This is a genomic window from Halopseudomonas sp. MFKK-1, assembly GCF_027474385.1.
Lineage (GTDB): Bacteria > Pseudomonadota > Gammaproteobacteria > Pseudomonadales > Pseudomonadaceae > Halopseudomonas > Halopseudomonas aestusnigri.
Window position 1 is genome coordinate 467,292 of record NZ_CP114836.1, and the last position, 18,705, is coordinate 485,996.

At 62.0% G+C, this 18,705-nt stretch carries 19 protein-coding genes and 3 tRNA genes; 8 read left to right on the top strand and 14 right to left on the bottom strand.

Features of this window, described 5'->3' with window-relative positions; genetic code table 11:
- Positions 1 to 60 precede the first annotated feature (60 nt).
- The 6 genes from O5O48_RS02080 to O5O48_RS02105 all read right to left on the bottom strand — a co-directional run bounded on the left by O5O48_RS02080 (position 61) and on the right by O5O48_RS02105 (position 3,686).
- A tRNA-Lys gene (locus O5O48_RS02080) sits at positions 61 to 136 on the bottom strand.
- 14 nt (positions 137 to 150) lie between these two features.
- Positions 151 to 227 (bottom strand) — tRNA-Pro (locus tag O5O48_RS02085).
- Positions 228 to 239: 12 nt separating this feature from the next.
- Positions 240 to 315, bottom strand: a tRNA-Asn gene (locus tag O5O48_RS02090).
- 325 nt (positions 316 to 640) lie between these two features.
- A complete protein-coding gene (locus O5O48_RS02095) occupies positions 641 to 2,188 on the bottom strand; it encodes a phosphoenolpyruvate carboxykinase (RefSeq protein ID WP_088274604.1) in 1,548 nt (515 codons plus the stop codon).
- Positions 2,189 to 2,364: 176 nt separating this feature from the next.
- Complete coding sequence (gene hslO / locus O5O48_RS02100; protein ID WP_269688024.1) at positions 2,365 to 3,246, bottom strand: Hsp33 family molecular chaperone HslO; 882 nt, start codon at positions 3,244 to 3,246, stop codon at positions 2,365 to 2,367.
- Between the two features lie 32 nt (positions 3,247 to 3,278).
- Complete coding sequence (locus tag O5O48_RS02105) at positions 3,279 to 3,686, bottom strand: RNA-binding S4 domain-containing protein (protein WP_233049005.1); 408 nt, start codon at positions 3,684 to 3,686, stop codon at positions 3,279 to 3,281.
- A 102-nt stretch (positions 3,687 to 3,788) separates the two neighbouring features.
- Here O5O48_RS02105 and rimB point away from each other — a divergent pair, with 102 nt between their 5' ends.
- Positions 3,789 to 4,250, top strand: coding sequence for a retropepsin-like aspartic endopeptidase RimB (gene rimB / locus O5O48_RS02110; RefSeq protein WP_228245405.1), 462 nt, complete (start codon positions 3,789 to 3,791; stop codon positions 4,248 to 4,250).
- 57 nt (positions 4,251 to 4,307) lie between these two features.
- Positions 4,308 to 5,213 (top strand): 30S ribosomal protein S6--L-glutamate ligase, encoded by a 906-nt coding sequence (gene rimK, locus O5O48_RS02115; protein WP_088274596.1) that lies wholly within the window; start codon positions 4,308 to 4,310, stop codon positions 5,211 to 5,213.
- A gap of 207 nt (positions 5,214 to 5,420) precedes the next feature.
- Here the strand turns inward: rimK and yrfG are convergent, their stop codons facing one another.
- A complete protein-coding gene (gene yrfG, locus O5O48_RS02120; RefSeq protein WP_269688025.1) occupies positions 5,421 to 6,095 on the bottom strand; it encodes a GMP/IMP nucleotidase in 675 nt (224 codons plus the stop codon).
- A 138-nt stretch (positions 6,096 to 6,233) separates the two neighbouring features.
- On the opposite strand from yrfG, the gene nudE reads away from it, so the two are divergent.
- Both nudE and msrA read left to right on the top strand, forming a co-directional pair.
- Positions 6,234 to 6,800, top strand: a complete 567-nt coding sequence (gene nudE / locus O5O48_RS02125) for an ADP compounds hydrolase NudE (protein WP_269688026.1) — start codon at positions 6,234 to 6,236, stop codon at positions 6,798 to 6,800.
- Between the two features lie 12 nt (positions 6,801 to 6,812).
- On the top strand, positions 6,813 to 7,460 hold the full coding sequence (msrA, locus tag O5O48_RS02130) for a peptide-methionine (S)-S-oxide reductase MsrA (RefSeq protein WP_269688027.1): 648 nt from the start codon (positions 6,813 to 6,815) through the stop codon (positions 7,458 to 7,460).
- A 9-nt stretch (positions 7,461 to 7,469) separates the two neighbouring features.
- Here msrA and O5O48_RS02135 read toward each other — a convergent pair whose 3' ends face one another.
- Positions 7,470 to 8,978, bottom strand: a complete 1,509-nt coding sequence (locus O5O48_RS02135) for an HDOD domain-containing protein (RefSeq protein WP_269688028.1) — start codon at positions 8,976 to 8,978, stop codon at positions 7,470 to 7,472.
- 125 nt (positions 8,979 to 9,103) lie between these two features.
- Between O5O48_RS02135 and O5O48_RS02140 the strand changes: the two genes are divergently transcribed.
- Entirely contained in the window at positions 9,104 to 9,847 is a 744-nt protein-coding gene (locus O5O48_RS02140; RefSeq protein WP_228245409.1) for a helix-turn-helix domain-containing protein, read from the top strand.
- A gap of 85 nt (positions 9,848 to 9,932) precedes the next feature.
- On the top strand, positions 9,933 to 10,799 hold the full coding sequence (locus O5O48_RS02145) for a DMT family transporter (protein ID WP_332367348.1): 867 nt from the start codon (positions 9,933 to 9,935) through the stop codon (positions 10,797 to 10,799).
- A gap of 3 nt (positions 10,800 to 10,802) precedes the next feature.
- On the opposite strand, the gene O5O48_RS02150 is transcribed toward O5O48_RS02145, so the two are convergent.
- Genes O5O48_RS02150 through O5O48_RS02165 form a run of 4 tightly spaced genes read right to left on the bottom strand, consistent with a single transcriptional unit; the run spans position 10,803 to position 12,994 of the window.
- Positions 10,803 to 11,981, bottom strand: coding sequence for an AI-2E family transporter (locus O5O48_RS02150; protein WP_228245410.1), 1,179 nt, complete (start codon positions 11,979 to 11,981; stop codon positions 10,803 to 10,805).
- A complete protein-coding gene (locus O5O48_RS02155; protein ID WP_228245411.1) occupies positions 11,978 to 12,250 on the bottom strand; it encodes a hypothetical protein in 273 nt (90 codons plus the stop codon). Before O5O48_RS02155 ends, O5O48_RS02150 begins: the two co-directional genes overlap by 4 nt.
- Complete coding sequence (locus tag O5O48_RS02160) at positions 12,219 to 12,698, bottom strand: hypothetical protein (RefSeq protein WP_228245412.1); 480 nt, start codon at positions 12,696 to 12,698, stop codon at positions 12,219 to 12,221. Before O5O48_RS02160 ends, O5O48_RS02155 begins: the two co-directional genes overlap by 32 nt.
- Entirely contained in the window at positions 12,695 to 12,994 is a 300-nt protein-coding gene (locus O5O48_RS02165) for a glycine zipper domain-containing protein (protein WP_140418569.1), read from the bottom strand. Before O5O48_RS02165 ends, O5O48_RS02160 begins: the two co-directional genes overlap by 4 nt.
- Before the next feature lie 310 nt (positions 12,995 to 13,304).
- Between O5O48_RS02165 and O5O48_RS02170 the strand changes: the two genes are divergently transcribed.
- A complete protein-coding gene (locus O5O48_RS02170; protein WP_269688029.1) occupies positions 13,305 to 14,483 on the top strand; it encodes a saccharopine dehydrogenase family protein in 1,179 nt (392 codons plus the stop codon).
- A gap of 116 nt (positions 14,484 to 14,599) precedes the next feature.
- Here the strand turns inward: O5O48_RS02170 and O5O48_RS02175 are convergent, their stop codons facing one another.
- On the bottom strand, positions 14,600 to 15,442 hold the full coding sequence (locus O5O48_RS02175; RefSeq protein ID WP_269688030.1) for a 23S rRNA (adenine(2030)-N(6))-methyltransferase RlmJ: 843 nt from the start codon (positions 15,440 to 15,442) through the stop codon (positions 14,600 to 14,602).
- Between the two features lie 152 nt (positions 15,443 to 15,594).
- On the opposite strand from O5O48_RS02175, the gene O5O48_RS02180 reads away from it, so the two are divergent.
- Positions 15,595 to 16,821 (top strand): ubiquitin-like protein, encoded by a 1,227-nt coding sequence (locus O5O48_RS02180; RefSeq protein WP_269688031.1) that lies wholly within the window; start codon positions 15,595 to 15,597, stop codon positions 16,819 to 16,821.
- Positions 16,822 to 16,857: 36 nt separating this feature from the next.
- On the opposite strand, the gene O5O48_RS02185 is transcribed toward O5O48_RS02180, so the two are convergent.
- Entirely contained in the window at positions 16,858 to 18,657 is a 1,800-nt protein-coding gene (locus O5O48_RS02185) for a GspE/PulE family protein (protein ID WP_269688032.1), read from the bottom strand.
- Positions 18,658 to 18,705 lie beyond the last annotated feature (48 nt).

Here is an 18,705-nt window from a genome sequence, read left to right on the forward strand (position 1 = left end):
AGGCAGGCCAGGAGAACTGATTCAGATAGAAAGGAAAGGTACTGCGAGGAAGGTTTTGAGTGGTGGGTCGTGTAGGATTCGAACCTACGACCAATTGGTTAAAAGCCAACTGCTCTACCAACTGAGCTAACGACCCATGCTCAAAAAAACTGGTCGGGGTAGAGGGATTCGAACTCTCGACATCCTGCTCCCAAAGCAGGCGCGCTACCAGGCTGCGCTATACCCCGTTTATCTCAAGTTGGCTCCGCGACCTGGACTCGAACCAGGGACCCAATGATTAACAGTCATTTGCTCTACCGACTGAGCTATCGCGGACCGGCCTTGAAACATCTCAACAGCGGCAGTGGTTGGTAACACATATCCCCTGCTGAGGCGCGCCATTTTACCGACCAGCGCAGGAGTGTCAACCCTTTTTATCTCTTTTATTTCAATGTTCTATCGAAAGCCGTGGCAATCGATCCCCCTTCCGTATGGTCACCACCGGGAGGGGTGTACATCTGCCATGTTTTCGCGCCGCAAAGGCACCTGCCCGGACGCAGACGCGACATTGGCGAACCAGCATCGCACATCGCCAAACGGCAACCCTGAAAACACGAAACCCGCCATCGGGCGGGTTCCGTTAACGCGTATTGTCTGCGGCTTAGCCCAGTTGTGGACCCGCAGCGACGATGGCGTCAGACACGTCGAACTTGGTGAAGTTGTCGACGAACAGCTTGGCCAGATCCTGCGCCGCCTTGTCGTAGTCTGCACTGCTCGCCCAGGTGTTACGCGGGTTCAAGAGCTTGGTTTCAACACCAGGCACAGCAACCGGAACGTCCAGATTGATAACCGGCAGGTGCTCGGTCTCGACACCAACCAGCGCGCCAGACTGAATTGCCGCAATGATCGCGCGGGTAGTCGGAATACTGAAGCGGCTGCCGGTACCGTACGGGCCACCGGTCCAGCCGGTGTTGACCAGGTAGACCTTGCTGCCGAACGCATTGATGCGCTTGATCAGCAGCTCGGCGTACTCGCCGGCGGGACGCGGGAAGAACGGCGCGCCGAAGCAGGTAGAGAAGGTCGACTTGATACCGCCGCCCGAACCCATTTCGGTCGAACCGACCAGCGCGGTGTAACCGGACAGGAAGTGGTAGGCGGCCTGCTCGTTGTTCAGGATGGACACCGGCGGCAGCACACCAGTCAGGTCACAGGTCAGGAAGATGATCGCGTTCGGCTCACCGGCCATATTGGCAACAACGCGCTTCTCGACGTGCTCCAGCGGGTAGGCGGCACGGGTGTTCTGGGTCAGACTGACATCGGTGTAGTCGGCATGACGGGTAACCGGGTCGATAACCACGTTCTCGACGATGGAGCCGAACTTGATGGCATTCCAGATGACCGGCTCGTTCTTCTGCGACAGGTCGATGCACTTGGCGTAGCAGCCACCTTCGATGTTGAACACGGAGCCTTCTGCCCAGCCGTGCTCGTCGTCACCGATCAGGTTACGGGACTCGTCGGCAGACAGGGTGGTCTTGCCGGTGCCGGACAGACCGAAGAACAGGGTGGTGTCACCATTGTCGCCGACGTTGGCGGCACAGTGCATCGGCAGCACGTCCTTGGCCGGCAACAGGAAGTTCTGCACGGAGAACATGGCTTTCTTCATTTCACCGGCGTATTGCATGCCGGCCAGCAGGACCTTGCGCTGGGCGAAGTTGATGATCACGCAGCCTTCGCTGTTGGTACCGTCACGCTCAGGCTCGCAGACGAAGTACGGGGCGTTCATGATCTGCCATTCATCGCGAGAAGCCGGGTTGTAGGCTTCCGGATTGATGAACAGGGTGCGACCGAACACGTTGTGCCATGCCGTCTCGGTTTCCATCACGACCGGCAGGTAGTGGGCCGGATCGGCACCAACGTGGACGTGGGATACGAAGCTTTCGCGCGCGCCCAGATAGTCGGCAACGCGGGCCCACAGGGCGTCAAACTTGTCAGCCGGGAACGGACGGTTTACCGCGCCCCAGGCAATCGCAGAGCTGGTGGACGGCTCGTCAACGATAAAACGGTCCATCGGCGAGCGGCCGGTACGTGCACCGGTCTTGACTACCAGAGCGCCAGTATCTGCCAGTTGGCCTTCGTTGCGCTGAATGGCCAGCTCGATCAGGTGTGCCACGCTCAGGTCGGTGTACACGGTATTGGTAGCTTGCGTCATCAAACAGGGTCCTCTTCGACTTTGACCGAATGTATCTATCTAAAGACCGACCGATTCGGCCTAAGTCCGTGGGGGTTCAGGTTGGTTTTCGTCCATTGACTCAGCGCGGACTCAGCGCGCAGGCGCGCCATTATGCCAAAAAAAAGACAAAGTCGCTAAGCCCGCGCCGTTGTCGTTTAATGCAAACCCTTCGCGTGCTCGGCTGCAGCGGCAAAAAGCGCCTGCACCGCGGGCTCATCAAAACGGTAACGGCTATTGCAGAACTGACAGTCGACCGTGATCTCACCGCCCTGTTCTTCTAGCAGCGCGAGGACATCGTCCTGCCCGAGGCTGACCAGCGCATTGCCGGAACGCTCCATCGAGCAGCTGCATTCGAAATGCACCGGCTGCGCGTCAAACAGTCGCACCTCTTCCTGGTGATAGAGGCGATGCAGCAGGGTTTCGTTATCCAGACCAATAAGCTCTTCGGCGGTAATGGTATCGGCCAGCACGTTCAGGTGTGCCCAGGTATCGGCGCGCTCCTGCTCGTCCTTCTGACGGTCGGCCGGCAGCGCCTGCAGCAGGAAGCCGCGGGCTACGCGACCATCGGCATGCAGCCGGAAACGGGTCGGCAGCTGCTCGGAGTTGGCGAAGTAGCTGCCCAGCGATTCGGCCAGCGAGCCGCCTTCCAGCGACACGATGCCCTGGTAGCGCTGCCCCTTGTCCGGATCGATGGTAATCGCCAGCACGCCGTCGGGCATCAACTCACCGAGGGTTTCACCGCTGAGATCGTCGGCATACCGGGCGATGCCGCGCACCCCCTGTTTGCTGGAACACTCGACCATCAGGGTCGACAGCGGACCGCTGGAACGGGCCTGCAGAATCAGCAGCCCGTCGAATTTGATGGTGGTCGAGAGCAGCACCGCGGCTGCCAGCATTTCACCCAGCAGCGCCTGAACCTGCTGCGGATAGGGGTGCTTGGCGAGGATTTCGCGGTAGCTCTGATCGGCGGACACCAGCTCGCCGCGCACGTCGGCGTTTTCAAACAGAAAGCGTTGGGTAATGTCCTGAGCGGCCATGATGCACCTTCAAAAGGCGCGATTATACCCAATCAGTCCTCGGCCGGTGTATTACGTTCATCGCGAAAACGGAAGATCTGCCGGCGCTGCTTCTTGCTCGGCCGGCCGTCACTGATCTGCCCGCCGGCGCCCAGCGCCTTGCGTTGCGCCGCTGCCGCCTCGCGTGCGGCAATGCTGCCCTCGCTCTCGCGATAGAGCAACTGCGCTTCAGGCGCGCCACGGCGCTGCTCGGACAGCACCAGCACCTCTACCGTCTTCTGATCCAGCCCCTGACGAATGCTCAACACATCGCCGACACGGATCTCCTTGCTGGCCTTGCAGCGCTCGCCTGCGCACTGCACCTTCCCGCCTTCGATGGCCGCCTTGGCCAGCGAACGGGTCTTGAAAAAACGGGCCGCCCAGAGCCATTTATCCAGGCGGACTTTGCCTTCTTGCTGCATCGGGTTTGTACTCCTCTCGCAGGCGCACTATAACAGGCTTGTCGAAACCGGAGACTTGCAGCATGATGCGCGCCCAATGGCCCCGGGCCTGGAGATACCGCTGTGAAAACCTTTGATCATCTGAGCGTGATCGGCCTGCGAGAGTGGGTCGCGCTGCCCGAACTCGGCATAAGCCAGATGATCGCCAAGATCGACAGCGGCGCCAAAACCTCTGCCCTGCATGCCAGTAACATCCGCACCTTCGAGCGTGACGACCAGACCTGGGTTCGCTTTGATGCGCACATTGGTAGCCGTACCCGTCAATACACCCGGAGCTGTGAAGCCCGCCTGGTCGACTTGAAACGAATCAAGAGTTCCAACGGTCAGATGCAGGAGCGTCACGTCATCCGCACACCGATGGTACTGGGTGATCGACGCTGGGACGTTGAGATAACCCTGACCTGCCGAAAAGCCATGCGCTATCGCATGCTGATCGGCTGCACGGCGATGCAGGATGCCCAGCTGGTAATCAATCCGGGACTCCGTTTCGTGCAGGAAAAGCCCCTGCTCGAAACGCCTCGCTGATAGACCATACCCTTACATACCCCCACTACAGCGCATTGCAGCGTCAAGGGACCCAGAATGAAGATTGCGATTCTGTCGCGTAACGCCAATTTGTACTCCACCCGCCGGTTAATCGAGGCGGCGACAGAACGTGGCCACGAGGTGCGGGTAATCGACACCCTGCGCGCCTACATGAACATCGCCAGCCACAAGCCGTCGATTCACTACAAGGGCGAAGAGCTGGAAGGCTTCGACGCGGTGATTCCGCGTATCGGCGCCTCTATCACCTTCTACGGCACTGCAGTACTGCGCCAATTCGAGATGATGGGCGTGTTCCCGCTCAACGAGTCGGTAGCCATCAGCCGCTCGCGCGACAAGCTGCGCTCGCTGCAACTGCTGGCCCGCAAGGGCGTGGGCCTGCCGGTAACCGGCTTCGCCCACTCCCCCGACGACATTCCGGACCTGATCAGCATGGTTGGCGGCGCGCCGCTGGTGATCAAACTGCTGGAAGGCACCCAGGGTATCGGTGTGGTGCTGTGTGAAACCGAAAAGGCCGCCGAGTCGGTGCTAGAAGCCTTTATGGGCCTGAAAGCCAACATCATGGTGCAGGAATACATTCGCGAAGCCGGCGGCGCTGACATTCGCTGCCTGGTAGTAGGCGACAAGGTGATCGCTGCCATGAAGCGTCAGGCCAAGCCCGGCGAATTCCGTTCCAACCTGCACCGCGGTGGCAGCGCCAGCCTGATCAAGATCACCCCGGAAGAGCGGATGACCGCCGTACGGGCCGCCAAGGTCATGGGCCTGAGCGTGGCCGGGGTCGACATCCTGCGTTCCAACCACGGCCCTGTAGTCATGGAAGTGAACTCCTCCCCAGGTCTGGAAGGCATCGAGACCACCACCGGCAAGGACGTCGCCGGCCTGATCATTGACTACATCGAGAAAACCGCCCGACCCAACCAGACGCGCACCAAGGGGAAGGGCTAGGGCAAGCCACAAGCCACAAGCCACAAGCCACAAGCCACAAGCCACAAGCCACAAGCCACAAGCCAAATCAGGATGGGTTCGGCGCCGCGGCCATCAAGTGTTTCCAAGCGCTATTTGCGGCGACGCGCAGTCAAAAGAAAACCCGCGCGACACAACACCTCACGGGGTCGTCTTGTAGCTTGCGGCTTGAGGCTTGGAGCTACCGACTCAGCCCGCGCTAGCGCGGGTGATGTCGGCAGACAGCTCCGCGTAATCCTCCACCGCCTCAAACTCTTCGGTATCTCGCCGCGCGCCTCGGCTGTCGGGCTCGCGCACGGCCAGCAGGTGGGCAATGCCATATTCGCGCGCTGAACGCAGCACACTGAGGCTGTCGTCGATAAACAGCGTACGCTCGGGGTCGAACGGCATGTCGGCCTGCAGGGCGTGCCAGAACGCCTGGGTTTCCTTGGGGTAGCCGTAATCGTGGGAGCTGATCAGCCGCTGAAACCAGGTACGCAACTCCACCCGCTCCATCTTCAGCGACAGTGAATCCCGATGAGCGTTGGTGATCAGCACCACCTGCCGGCCACTGCGTTGCAGTGCCCGCAGGAAGGTGTCGGCGTCCGGGCGCAGGCTGATGAGATGCGCAATCTCGCGCTTCAATTCGACAATCGGCAGCCCCAGCTCACGGGTCCAGTAGTCCAGACAGTACCAGTCCAGCTGGCCCTGAATGGCATTCATCATGGCGTACAATTCCGTCTTGGCCCATTCAATCGACTGGCCGTGATGACGGGCATAGCAGGCCGGCATGTGCTCCAGCCAGAAGTGGTTATCAAAGTGCAGATCGAGCAGTGTGCCGTCCATATCGAGCAGCACGGTATCAATTGCATTCCAGTTGAGCATTGGCGGTTGGGCTTGGGCTTGAGGTGCGGCTATGATACCAGCGGACGCGCTGGTTGACTCAACCCACCCTGAACACCAAAGCTCAGGCGGCGATGCTCAGCACGTCCCACGCAATCGGTCGATCACCACGGAGCCCCCATGCCGCAGAAGCCGGAAACGCTGGAAGCAAAGATTGTCGCCAAGAGCCGCCTGTTTACCGTTGAGCAAGTCCAGTTGCGCTTCAGCAACGGAGTGGAGCGGACCTATGAACGGCTGGTCAACAAGGGTCAGGGTTACGGTGCCGTCATGGTGGTTGCCCTGCGCGACAACCGCACCGCGGTGCTGATCGAGGAATATTGCGGCGGCACGGACGACTATCAGCTGTCACTACCAAAGGGGCTGGTTGAACCGGGCGAGGACGTGCTGGAGGCCGCCAACCGCGAACTGATGGAAGAGGCCGGTTTTGGTGCAGAACAACTGGAATTTCTGACCCATTTGTCGCTCTCGCCGGGTTACATGAGCCAGAAGATCGCGGTAGTGCTGGCCCGCAACCTGTACGAAAAACGCCTGCCGGGCGACGAGCCAGAGCCGATCCGGGTGGACCAGGTCGATCTGTACAAACTTAGCGAACTGAATGCCCGCAGCAACTTTACCGAAGGCCGCGCCCTGGCTGCCCTGTATCTGGTGCGTGACCTGCTGGAACAGCGCGGCGAACTGCAGCGCTGAAGGAGCCGAAAAATGTTCTTCCAACGCCTACCTGAACACAAGCTGCGCCTGCCCACGGCCGAAGAGGCCTTACCCGGTCGCGACACTCCGATTCAGACCAGCCAGACCACCCATAGCGTCCTGGGTACGCCACTGCATCCCCCCTTCCCCGAGCAGATGCAGACGCTGATCGTCGGCCTTGGCTGCTTCTGGGGTGCCGAGCGACGCTTCTGGCAGGTGCCCGGCGTATACAGCACTGCAGTTGGCTACGCCGGCGGCCTGACGCCCAACCCGACCTACGAGGAAGTCTGCTCCGGAATGACCGGCCATAACGAGGTGGTGCTGGTGGCGTTCGATCCGGAGGCGGTGTCACTGCAGCACCTGCTCAAGGTGTTCTGGGAATCGCACAACCCGACCCAGGGCATGCGCCAGGGCAATGACCAGGGCACCCAATACCGATCCGGCATCTACGTCAGCGACATGGCCCAGCGCGCCATCGCCGAGGCCAGCAAGGCCAACTATGCCAATGCGCTGCAGGAGGCCGGCCTGGGCGAGATCACTACCGAGATCCTGCCCGCGCCAACCTTCTACTACGCCGAGGACTACCACCAGCAGTATCTGGCCAAGAACCCCGGCGGCTACTGCGGTCTGGGCGGCACCGGAGTGTGTCTTCCGGGTTGAACAAACGGCTCAGCGCTGACTGAGCCGCTGCAGGCAAAGCCCGGTCAGCTCGGCGACGCGCTTGAAGGCCGCCAGCTGACTGGCACTCAGCGCTCGGCCCGACAGCCGCATATCGCCATAGAGCACACCCACCCGGCGGCTGCCGGCGATAACGGGCGCGATCGCAAACGGACCGCTACCCACCAGTTCGACCACCGCCGGGGTTACCAGTGATTGCAGCTCCTGACTCTTCGGACCGCCGAGCCAGAGGCAGTCGCGCTGTGCCAGTGCATGACCGAAAATATGCTTCGACCCATCGTCACAGGGCAGCGCAAAGGTTTCCCTCCAGCGCTGCGTGCCCTTGCCGATGGCCGTACGCACCCTGAACTGGGTCTGCTGCTCCGCCAGCACCATCAGGGCAATACGCTCAATCCCGGCGCCACGATGCAAACCCTGCATGACGGTGTGCAGAATGGTATCCACATCCATCGGCGCGCGGGCCATCAGCTTGAGATGGTCAACCGACAGCTTGAGCATTTCCAGATTAGGCTGCAGCAGCGGGTCCGCCTCCACCTCGGGTTTGCGCTCTGCCGATACTTCATCGACCGAAGGCCGCCCGGGTACCACCTCCATCTGCAACAAGGCGGACAGATCCAGAGGCAGATCATCCGCGCGCGGAATCCATTGCTGCAGATCGGCGTTGGAGCAGTTGCCGGCGATGCGCACCGCCTCCTGCCCACTGCCCACCAGTTGCTGCCAGGCATGCTCGGCATCGGTACCGATCAACTCGGCAACCGGCTCAATCAGCGCCTGAACCGACTCATGGGTCCAGCCCTTGCCGGCTACCCGCTCGGCCAGTGTGCTGCCCAGAGCCACCGCGCGGGCGGCGGGTCCGTCGCTGTTGCGACTGGCCTGGATCAGCTGACCGATCTCGCCCATATTCCAGGTCTTCAGCAGGCCGACGGTCAACTGGTCGAAGGTCACGCCGATTTCGCGCTTGAGCACCTTGTCCGGGTCCACTCCCGGTTCATTGAGGCTGGCAACCAGACGGTCGGCGGTCTTGCCCGCATGGCTCCAGAACGCCAATTCACCGATATGGCTCAGCAGGGTGGCGATAAACACCTCTTCCTGCTGGCGCTGGTTCAGATACTGCGCCATGTTGCGCGCCTGCACAGCTCCGTGAAAGGAGCGAGCAAGCAACGCCTGTAGCTGTTCACGTGGGGAGTTTTTCAACAGACCATCCAGCAGGCTGACCGACAGACCGATCATCCGCACCTGATCAAAGCCCACCACCACAACCGCGCGAGAAAGCGTCTTGATCACCTCGCGGCCGGGGTTGCAGTAGACACTGTTGCTGACACGCAGCACCTTGGAGGCCAACGCTGCATCGCGCATCAGCACCTCGGTCAATTGGGCGACCGAGGCGGTTTCAGACTGCGACAACCGCAGCAGATCGTGAACTACCACGGCCATGGCCGGCAGCTCGGCGCGGTTCAGACGCTCCAGCCAGGAACGCAGGCCATGAGTCTCGTTATTCAAATCGGTCATCCGGGCAAAGAGTGAAGCGAACTCAAATGATACCATTGTGATATCAACCATGGCAGCTTCCGTGCCCCTGTCGCCGACCGCTGTGCAAGCAGCCCACGCTTGCATAGAATAGCCCGATGTCGACGACCCGCCTTGATATTCATCACTACTCCGGTGACGCTGCCGCGCACACCCATGAAGAACAGGCACAACTGGTGTTTGGGCTGCAAGGCACCCTTGAGTTGGCCTTCAACAACGATGGTGGTCCGGTGCAGGCCGGCCGCGTAGCGATCATCGCCGCCAGCGACCGTCACGCGTTCTTCAGCCCTGATCAGGGCCGCTGCCTGGTCCTCGACGTCGATCCTGATGCGCCGCTACCCGGGCTGGAACCGCAACGTGACAGCCAGCTTCAGCTGCTCGAGCACAGCCGCCTGAGCCCGTTGACGCCAGCCCAGACCCGGCTGGTCAGCAGCCTGGCCGGCCTGATTGACCAGCAACCCTGGCTGGCCGAGCAAAGTGCCGCCCTGCTGCTAGGCTCCCTGCTGGGCCAGCCGGCACCAGCCAGGCGCCTGCCACTGGAAAAGCTCAATGCGTTCATCGAGGCTCACATGGCGTACCCGCTTGAGGTGGCTGACCTGGCACGTCTGAGTGGCCTGTCGTCCTCGCGCTTCAATCACTGGTGCCTGCAGGATCTGGGCTGCACACCGCTGGAGTACCTGCGTCGTCGACGCCTGCTACGCGCACGTCAGTTGCTTGAGCACAGCCGCCTGCCTGTCAGCGAGATTGCTGCGCGTTGCGGCTATGGCAGCCAGAGCGCCTTCACCCAGGCCTTCCGCAAACACTGGCAGCAGTCACCCAGCAGCCTGCGCAAGCAGCACTAGCACGACAAATTTCAGCAGCCTCGCAACAGCAGCGTATGGGCGGGCACGCTACCATCGCGCCCTGTTACCCGTGTTTGAGACCGCCATGACCAACCTGACACACAATCGTGCCCTGCTTTTCATGCACGTTGCCGCCTTGCTGTTCGGCCTGACCGGGGTGTTCGGCAAGCTGGCCAGTACCACTCCGGACGCAATCGTGCTTGGCAGAGCGCTGTTTGCTGTGGTTGCGCTGGTGCTCTTCGCGCAACTGGGCAGTTTGCCGCTGGTCCGCCAGCTGACACGCCGTCACCTGGCCAGCCTGGTGCTGTGCGGTGTATTTCTGGCGATCCACTGGCTGACCTTCTTTCATGCCATCAAGCTGTCCGGCGTCGGCATCGCCACACTCGGCTTTGCCAGCTTCCCGGCGTTCGTGGTGCTGCTGGAGGCGGTGTTCTGGCGCGAACACCCAAGCCGACAGGATCTGGTCAAGGTAGGACTGGTCTGCGCCGGGCTGCTGCTGATCCCCGCCGAGTTCAGCCTGCAGGCCGAAAATACGGAAGGCTTGCTGTGGGCGATCCTCTCGGGTTTCTGTTTCGCCGCCGTATCGGTCGGCAACCGGTTGACCAGCGGGCACCTGCACCCGGTACAGATCGCCTGCTGGCAAAGTCTGGTGGTAGCGCTGATCGCATTGCCCACCGGCACCCTGGCGCTGGCGCAGATGCCGGCACTGGACTGGCTGTGGATCGGCTTGCTGGGCGTATTCTGCACCGGGCTGGCGCAGGTGCTGTTTGTCTCCAGCCTGCGCGTGCTGAACGCGCGCACTGCCTCGCTGTTCTTCGCGCTGGAACCGGTATACGGCATTCTGATTGCCTGGTGGCTGTTCGCCGAGCAGCCCACCCTGCGCATGCTGATTGGCGGGCTGCTGATCATCAGCGCGGTACTGATGGTACGCCGCGCACCCACGCCCGCCTGAACCTCAGATCGGGCTTTCGATCAGTTTCACCCAATGCGGCAGCAGGTTAAGGCGGTCGGCGGCCAGCTTCAGGCAGACCAGCAACGGCACAGCGATCAGCACGCCGACTACACCCCACAACCAGCCCCACAGAATGAGCCACAGCATCAGCACCAGCGGATGCAGCCGCATCCGCTGCCCCAGCACGGTTGGGGTAATAAACTGCGCTTCAACCAGGTTGATACAGAAGAACACCAGCGCGGGCAACAACGCCCCCAGGCTTGGGCCGTACTGCAACACACCGGCCAGACAGAGCACCAGCATGCCGATGACCGGGCCGACATAGGGCGCAAAATTGAGCAAGCCGACCATCACCCCCCAAAGCAGCGCGTCCTCTACACCCATCAGCATGAGGACCCCGGCGGTAACAGCTCCCAGCAGTGTGTTGATCAGACTGACGGTCAGGATGTAGCGCGACAGCTCACGCTGAACCTGCTCCAGCAACTCGGTAGCCGCGTGCTTGTCACGGACCTGCGGCAGCACCCGGATAAAGGTGCTGTAGAGTGACGGACCGAAGATCAACATGAACAGCACCAGCACCAGAAAGGTGAAAAACTGCGCAAGGACCGCAGGCGTCGCCCCCAGCGCCTTGACCATCACCTCCATACCGCCCTGCATGACCCGGTCCGACAACGCCGGATCGTTACCGGAAGCGGACGCAGAAGCCGGCGCAGGAGCAGCCTTCTCCTCCCGGAACCAGCCAAACAGACGGAGCCCATCAGATTCCTCCGCTTCCTGAGGCGCTGGAGCCTGCGTCGGCGCCAGCCGCCGACCAAAGGCGTCCAGCTCCTGCGACAACTGCGCCGACAGCTCGGGCAGGCGCTTGATCCATTTCTCCGCCGGCTCGGCCAGCTGCGTACCCAGCAGGGTAAAAGGCCCGCCGATCGCCGTCAGCAACAGCAGGGCAGAAAAGGTACGCGGCACATGGAAGCGCTTGAACAGGGCAACCAGCGGACTCAGCAGCAATGCAAACAGCGCGGCCACCACCACCGGCAGCAACAACGTCTTGGCAAAATACAGGGTATAGAGACAGGCCAGTGCCAGCAGCCAGATCAATACCTGCCGGCTGGACTGATCACCGCGTGGCAGTTCACTGGACTGACCGGATTCGCCCTGCCCGGATATCTCGCAGTGATCGCTCACAGCGGGCTCCACAACTGCCGAACCATGCGCAACAGGCTCTCGGCCATCGGCAACAAGCGAACACCGAGCATCCCGAGCGAGCGTGAACGCCCGGCACCCAGACGCTGGCTCAATGCCCCGGCCAGCGCACCGCTGCCAACCAGCAGCGCCGGGGGAATCCTGCCCAGCTGATGCTGCACCAGCGCACCGCTCAAGTGAACAATATCGATGCGCAACGCCAGCTGGTGGTCCAGTTGCTCAATCTCGGCTATCAGCTGTGCTCGCTTCATGTGCGTCTCCCTGCATCAGGCGTTTCAGGTGGGCTTGGGTGCGGCGAAAGCCGAGCGACTCCCGATAACGCTTAAGTTGCCGCAGCAACAGCGCGATTCCGAGCACATGCAGCGCCAGCACGCACAGCAGCGCGACGGCAACCTGGCCACTCGACTGCCAGATCAGCCAGCCCAGCAGCAGACTGAACAGCAGCCAGGTGAACAGCACTAGCGGCACAAGCAGCAGCGAGAGCAGCAGCATCCGTCGGGCATCGCCCAGCGTCAGCTGCCACTCAAGGCGCAGCAGGGTAGCCAGTTCACCACCCGCAGCACTCAACTGGCGCAACCAAGCCGCAGTGTGGTCTACCAGCTCGCTTACCGCCTTGAGCGTGTCGGCATCCTGCGCGGCTGAACGGGAGTCGGCTTGTTGCTCATCAGATTCCTGCGGCGATTCACGCTCGTCGCTCATTTGCGCGAAAACAGCTGAGCCAGCACGAATCCGGCTGCGAATGCGATCCCCAGGGTCGCCAGCGGTTTTTCACGCACATAGCTGGTTGCCTGATCACCGAGCGCCTCGGCCTTTTCCCGGCCCTTGAGCAATTGCTCGAGCGCATCCTGCCTGACATCCATGCCGGCTGCCTGGGCCGCCGCCTTGAAGTGATCTCGCGCCTCCAGCAGCTTCTCGTAGGCCTCCCCGACAGCCGCTTTGCTGGCCGCAAGTTCGGCGTCTTTGGCTGCGGGTTGGGTTGTCTTTTCTGCTGCCATTTCGATCTCCTTGACCTGTTTGCTGGTACCGCTCGGCGTCGCCAACGGCTCCACTACTATAGGCGCCGGGGGCCAGTCGCGTCATCGGTCCGGTTTATTCGTGATCATTCGCCCTGCCGAAATCCGCTTCGGCGCATTTACTCTGCCTGGCAGGCAGGCGACGCTGAGCAGCAACAACGCTCGACGAACGCCCGATCTGTGCCAGACTCAATGCCAGCGTCGGCAGAGCCCTCAGCATTTGGGACTGGCTCAGACACGGCAAGTTCAGATCGACTGCGCACCCGACCCTGCAAACCATGAGGACCCTTTGATGAGCAACACCCGTGAGTTCGACGTCATCGTTTACGGCGCGACCGGCTATACCGGCCGCCTGGTAGCCGAGTATCTGTGCCAGGAGTACGGCAACGACAGCAACCTGCGCTGGGCCATGGCCGGCCGCAGCCAGAGCAAGCTGGAAGCCGTACGCGATGAAATCGGCGCGCCGTCCAGCACGCCGCTGGTCGTTGCCGATACCGAGGACCTGGCGAGCCTGAAAGCGATGGTTGAGCGCACCAAAGTCGTGCTGACCACTGTTGGCCCGTACCAGCTCTATGGTCCGGAACTGGTACGCATCTGCGCGGAAACCGGCACCGATTACGTGGACCTGTGCGGCGAGCCGGCCTGGATGCGACAGATGATCGACGCCCACGGCGAGACGGCGAAGCATAGCGGCGCACGTATCGTCTTCTCCTGCGGTTTCGACTCCATTCCCTTTGATCTGGGGGTCTACTTCCTGCAGCAGGCCGCGAAGGAGCAACTCGGCTGTGCGCTGCCGCGCGTCAAGGGTCGGGTACGCAAGATGAAGGGCACCTTCTCCGGCGGTACCGCCGCCAGCCTGAAGGCAACCATGGCAGCGGCCAAGGCCAACCCCGAGATATTCAAGCTGCTGGCCAATCCGTTTGCCCTGACACCCGGCTTTACTGGCCCGGCGCAGCCCCCGGCAATGAAGCCCGAGTACGACGAGTCACTGGGCAGCTGGGCAGCCCCGTTCATCATGGCTGCCATCAACACCCGTAACGTCCATCGCTCCAACGCGTTGCTGGGCCACGCCTACGGCGAAGATTTCGTCTACGACGAAATGCTGCTGACCGGTCCCGGCGAGCAGGGCGAAGCCATCGCCAAGGCGGTTGCCGGCGACAAGTCACTGGCCAGCGATGATGCGCCGAAACCGGGCGAAGGCCCCAGCAAGGAAGAGCGCGAGACCGGCTTCTACGATGTGCTGTTTATCGGCGAAGCTGCCGACGGCCGCAGCCTGAAAGCCAGCGTTGCCGGCAAGCGTGACCCCGGCTACGGCTCAACCTCACGCATGATCGCCGAGAGCGCGATCTGTCTGGTGCGCGACGCCACCGAGACCCAGGGCGGTATCTGGACGACCGCTCCGGCGATGGGCGACAAACTGATCAAGCGCCTGCAGGAGCACGCAGGGCTGACGTTCAAGCTGGAGAGTTGAGTCCAACGGCGGAGAAGCCTGCGGCGTTCTCCGCCCTACCTGACTCATCGCGCGATAATCCAGGCGGGCGCGGCATGCCGCGCCCCTACGCCAATGCGCCCCGGTGCACTCTGATATCAGGGCGCGCCGGCGAGCCAATCCATCCGCCAGCTGCCGCCACCGGCCTGCGCCAGTTCGCGGCTGAGCCACGGCAGCACCTGTTCCAGCTCCTCCCAGATCGGCCACGGCGGATTGATCAGCATCATGCCGGAACCGTTCAGGCCCAGCTGGTTGTCGACCGGACGCACATTCAACTCGACTCGCAACGCCTTGGGCGCGCCGCTGTCCGCGATACCCTGATAGAAGTCCTTGAGCAGACGCTGATCCTTGATCGGATACCAGATCGCAATGACCGTTTGCCGCATGCGACTGATCGCCTGCGCGACACCGGCAACGCAGCGCTCCAGGTCGTCGGTCTTCTCGAACGGTGGGTCCAGCAGCCAGAGCGCACGTTTTTCCGGCACCGGCAAAAAGGCCTTGGGCAATTCATAACCGTTGCGCTGATGCACCGCAATATCCGGCTGACCGGCAAAGTGCTCGCGCAGGGTTTCGGCGTCTTCCGGATGCAGTTCGCTGACGATCATGCGGTCCTGCTCGCGCAACAATTCGGCCATGATCTGCGGTGAGCCCGGATACCAGCGCAGCGCGCCATCGGGGTTGTGGCGGGCGACTGCGTCGCGGTAATCAGCCAGCCATAGCGGCAGATCGTCACGCTGCCAAAGCCGGCCAATGCCGTCGACGTACTCGCCGGTCTTGCCCGCGGCCTCGCCCTGCAGATCGTACAGCGCCGTACCCGCATGGCTATCGAAACAGCACAGCGGCGTCTCCTTGCGCTGCATCAGCTCCAGTAGGCGGCGCAGCAGCGCATGTTTGAGAACGTCGGCGTGATTGCCGGCGTGATAGCTGTGGCGGTAGTTCATGGGCGGTCCCGCGGAGATACGTGAGCGAAAGCGCGCATTCTAGCAGGCATCTAGCGATGGCATCGCGCGACCGTGCACCAGCGCGTGCAACCGCGACCGACAAGGCGTACATTTGGCACTTTGCCATCAAACAACCACACACGGACGTCCACGTGAAGCCGATCCTCAATACCCTTCTCGCCGCACTGCTGCTGTGCGCCTCCCTGCCCAGCTTTGCCATGCAGATTTTCGTCACAACCCTGACCGGCCAGAAGATCGCGCTGGAGGTAGAGTCAAACGACACCATCGAAAACGTCAAAGCCAAGGTTCAGGACAAGACAGGCATCGCTCCCGAGAATCAGCGCCTGATTTTTGCCGGCAAGCAACTAGAGGAAGGCCGCACACTCGGCGACTACAACATCCAGAAAGAGTCGACTCTGCACCTGGTGCTGCGTTCACTGCTGACGCCATCGCGCCTGCAAAGCCTCTCAGAGCAACCACTGCTGCTGCAGGGAGCCATCGCCCAGTCGTCACTGGTGCTGCATGGCAGTCACGGCACTCCGCTGGAGATGCGCGCCGAACCCGGCACCCAAAGCTGCCTGTGGGCGTCGGGCGACTGGGGCACGGATAACCGTGCGCAGAGCGACGGTTCACTCAAGCTGGCAGAGCTGGGGGGCTGCTGGGTAATCAATGACAGCCGGGCCCAGATCGGCGTCGGCCTGGGCAAATCCTGGAGCCAGCAAGACACGTCGTTCGGCGGCACGCAGGATCAGCGCGGCGAGTATCTGGTCGTGGAGCTGATCAGCCCGGTCAGCCTGCTCGGCAGCAATGCATGGGGCACCTTAAGCGCCTACTACAGCGAGGCCGCCTTGGATCTTCGACGCGGCTATCTAAACAATGATGCGGCGGACAGCTCGGTCGGCAAGACCGACGCCAGCACCTGGGCGCTGCGCCTGCGCACCGACTGGGAAAACGCCGGCTCGCTGGCCGGCGCCGGCTTGTCACCCTTCGTCGAACTGTCCCATAGCAAGGCCGAGCTTGACGGGTACAGCGAACGCGCAGGTCAGGCCCCGGCGGTCTTCGCCGACAGCGACCTGTCGACCTCGGAGGCCCGTGCCGGTGTCAATGCATTGAAACCACTGACCCCCACCTTCAGCCTGACCTCGGGCCTGGAAGCGGTACACCGTTTCGATGAGTCGAGTTCCGACGTGCGCGGCACGCTGGGCGGAATAGACACTTTTGCAATTGACATCAGCAGCGCCAAAGACAGCTGGCTACGCGCCTCGGTCGGCGGCATCTGGAGGCTCTCGCCGTTCAAGCTGATCGTCAGTGCCAACGCCACCAGCGAAGGCCAGGAGCCGGACACCTGGCTGGCCATGCACGTGGTCGGTTCGTTCTGAGTGATACCTCGCCGAGCCTGATCGGGCTCGGCGAGCTCAGCTTTGCTGACTGTTCGGCGTCACCCGTAACACTTCCTCGATCGTAGTCAGCCCGGCGCCGACCTTCTGCGCGCCGGACAGGCGCAAACTGTGCATCCCTTCCTTGTAGGCCTGACGCCGCAGCTGCGCGATGTCGGTGTCGTTATGTATCAGCGCCTTGATGCCATCGCTCAGCATCATCAGCTCATACACACCCGCGCGGCCGCGATAGCCGGTCTCCCGGCATTCCAGGCAGCCCGCAGCGGCGTGCGAACGGGTCGGCAGCGGTGCACTCCACGGCTGGGTCAGATCCACCCAGGCCTCCGCGTCCACCGGTGCCGGCGCCTTGCAGTGCGGGCACAGCGTGCGCACCAGTCGCTGGGCCATCACGCCCAGCACTGTAGCCTTGATCAGATAGGGCGCAACGCCCAGTTCAATCAGCCGGCTGACCGCGCTGGGTGCATCGTTGGTGTGCAGGGTCGACAGCACCAGGTGCCCGGTCAGCGCAGCCTGGATCGCCATCTCGGCGGTCTCCAGGTCTCGAATCTCGCCCACCATGATGATGTCCGGGTCCTGCCGCATCAGCGCGCGCACGCCGCTGGCAAAGTTGAGGTCGATGTTGTGCTGCACCTGCATCTGGTTAAAGCTGTCTTCAACCATCTCGATGGGATCTTCGATGGTGCAGACGTTGACCTGCGGCGTGGCCAGTTGTTTGAGCGTGGTGTACAGCGTGGTGGTCTTGCCGGAGCCGGTCGGCCCGGTGACCAGCACAATACCGTTGGGCTGGCTGACCATCTGCTGCCAGCGGCGCTGATCCTCAGCGGAAAAGCCCAGCTGATCAAAACTGCGCAGCAGCACATCCGGATCGAAGATCCGCATCACCAATTTTTCGCCAAAGGCGGTCGGCAGGGTCGAGAGCCGCAGCTCGACTTCATTGCCCTTCGGCGCCCGGGTCTTGATCCGGCCGTCCTGCGGCTTGCGCTTCTCCGCCACATTCATCCGGCCAAGGGTTTTCAGCCGGCTGACCACCGCCATGGTGACCTGAATCGGAAATTGATAAACGGTGTGCAGCACGCCATCGATACGCAGACGCACGCAACCGGAATCGCGCCGCGGCTCGATATGAATATCGCTGGCACGCTGCTCGAAGGCGTACTGGAACAGCCAGTCGACGATGTTGACCACATGGGCATCGTTGGCGTCCGGCTCCTGACTCATGCTGCCCAGGTTAAGCAGCTGCTCGAAGTTGCCGACACCGCTGGCCTTCTGATCGGTCGCATTGGCGCCGGTCACGGAGCGAGCGAGTCGATAGAACTCCACCGAATAGCGCTGCAGGTCTTCCGGATTGGCAATGACCCGGCGGATATCGCGCTTGAGCACATGCCGCAGGTTGTCTTCCCAGCTCTGGACAAAGGGCTGGGCACTGGCAATGGTGACCTCCCGATCATTCACTTCCACCGCCAGAATCCGGTGACGCTGGGCGAACGCAAAGGACATCAGTGGTGTCACCGCCGACACGTTGATCTTCAGCGGATCAATGCGATACCAAGGCTGGTCGCTCTCGCTGGCCAGCCAGCGGCTGAGGCAGTCCAGATCCAGTGTTTTGCCCGGTCGCCCCAGGTCATCGACATTCTGACCGGCGATAAACTCCAGCGGATGCAACTTAGCGGTATCACCTACGGCCGCCCGGCGCAGCGTAACCAGGTGGTCGGCGCTGTCCTGACTGATACGCCCCTGCGCGACCAGCGCGTTAAGAAAATCACCCAGATCCAGCGGCCGATCAGTACCCGGTATTGCCAGATCCGCCAACCTCTTCATACCCTGCTCCCCTACCCGTCCGTTCGCTTGTTTCACGGCTGCGATCCG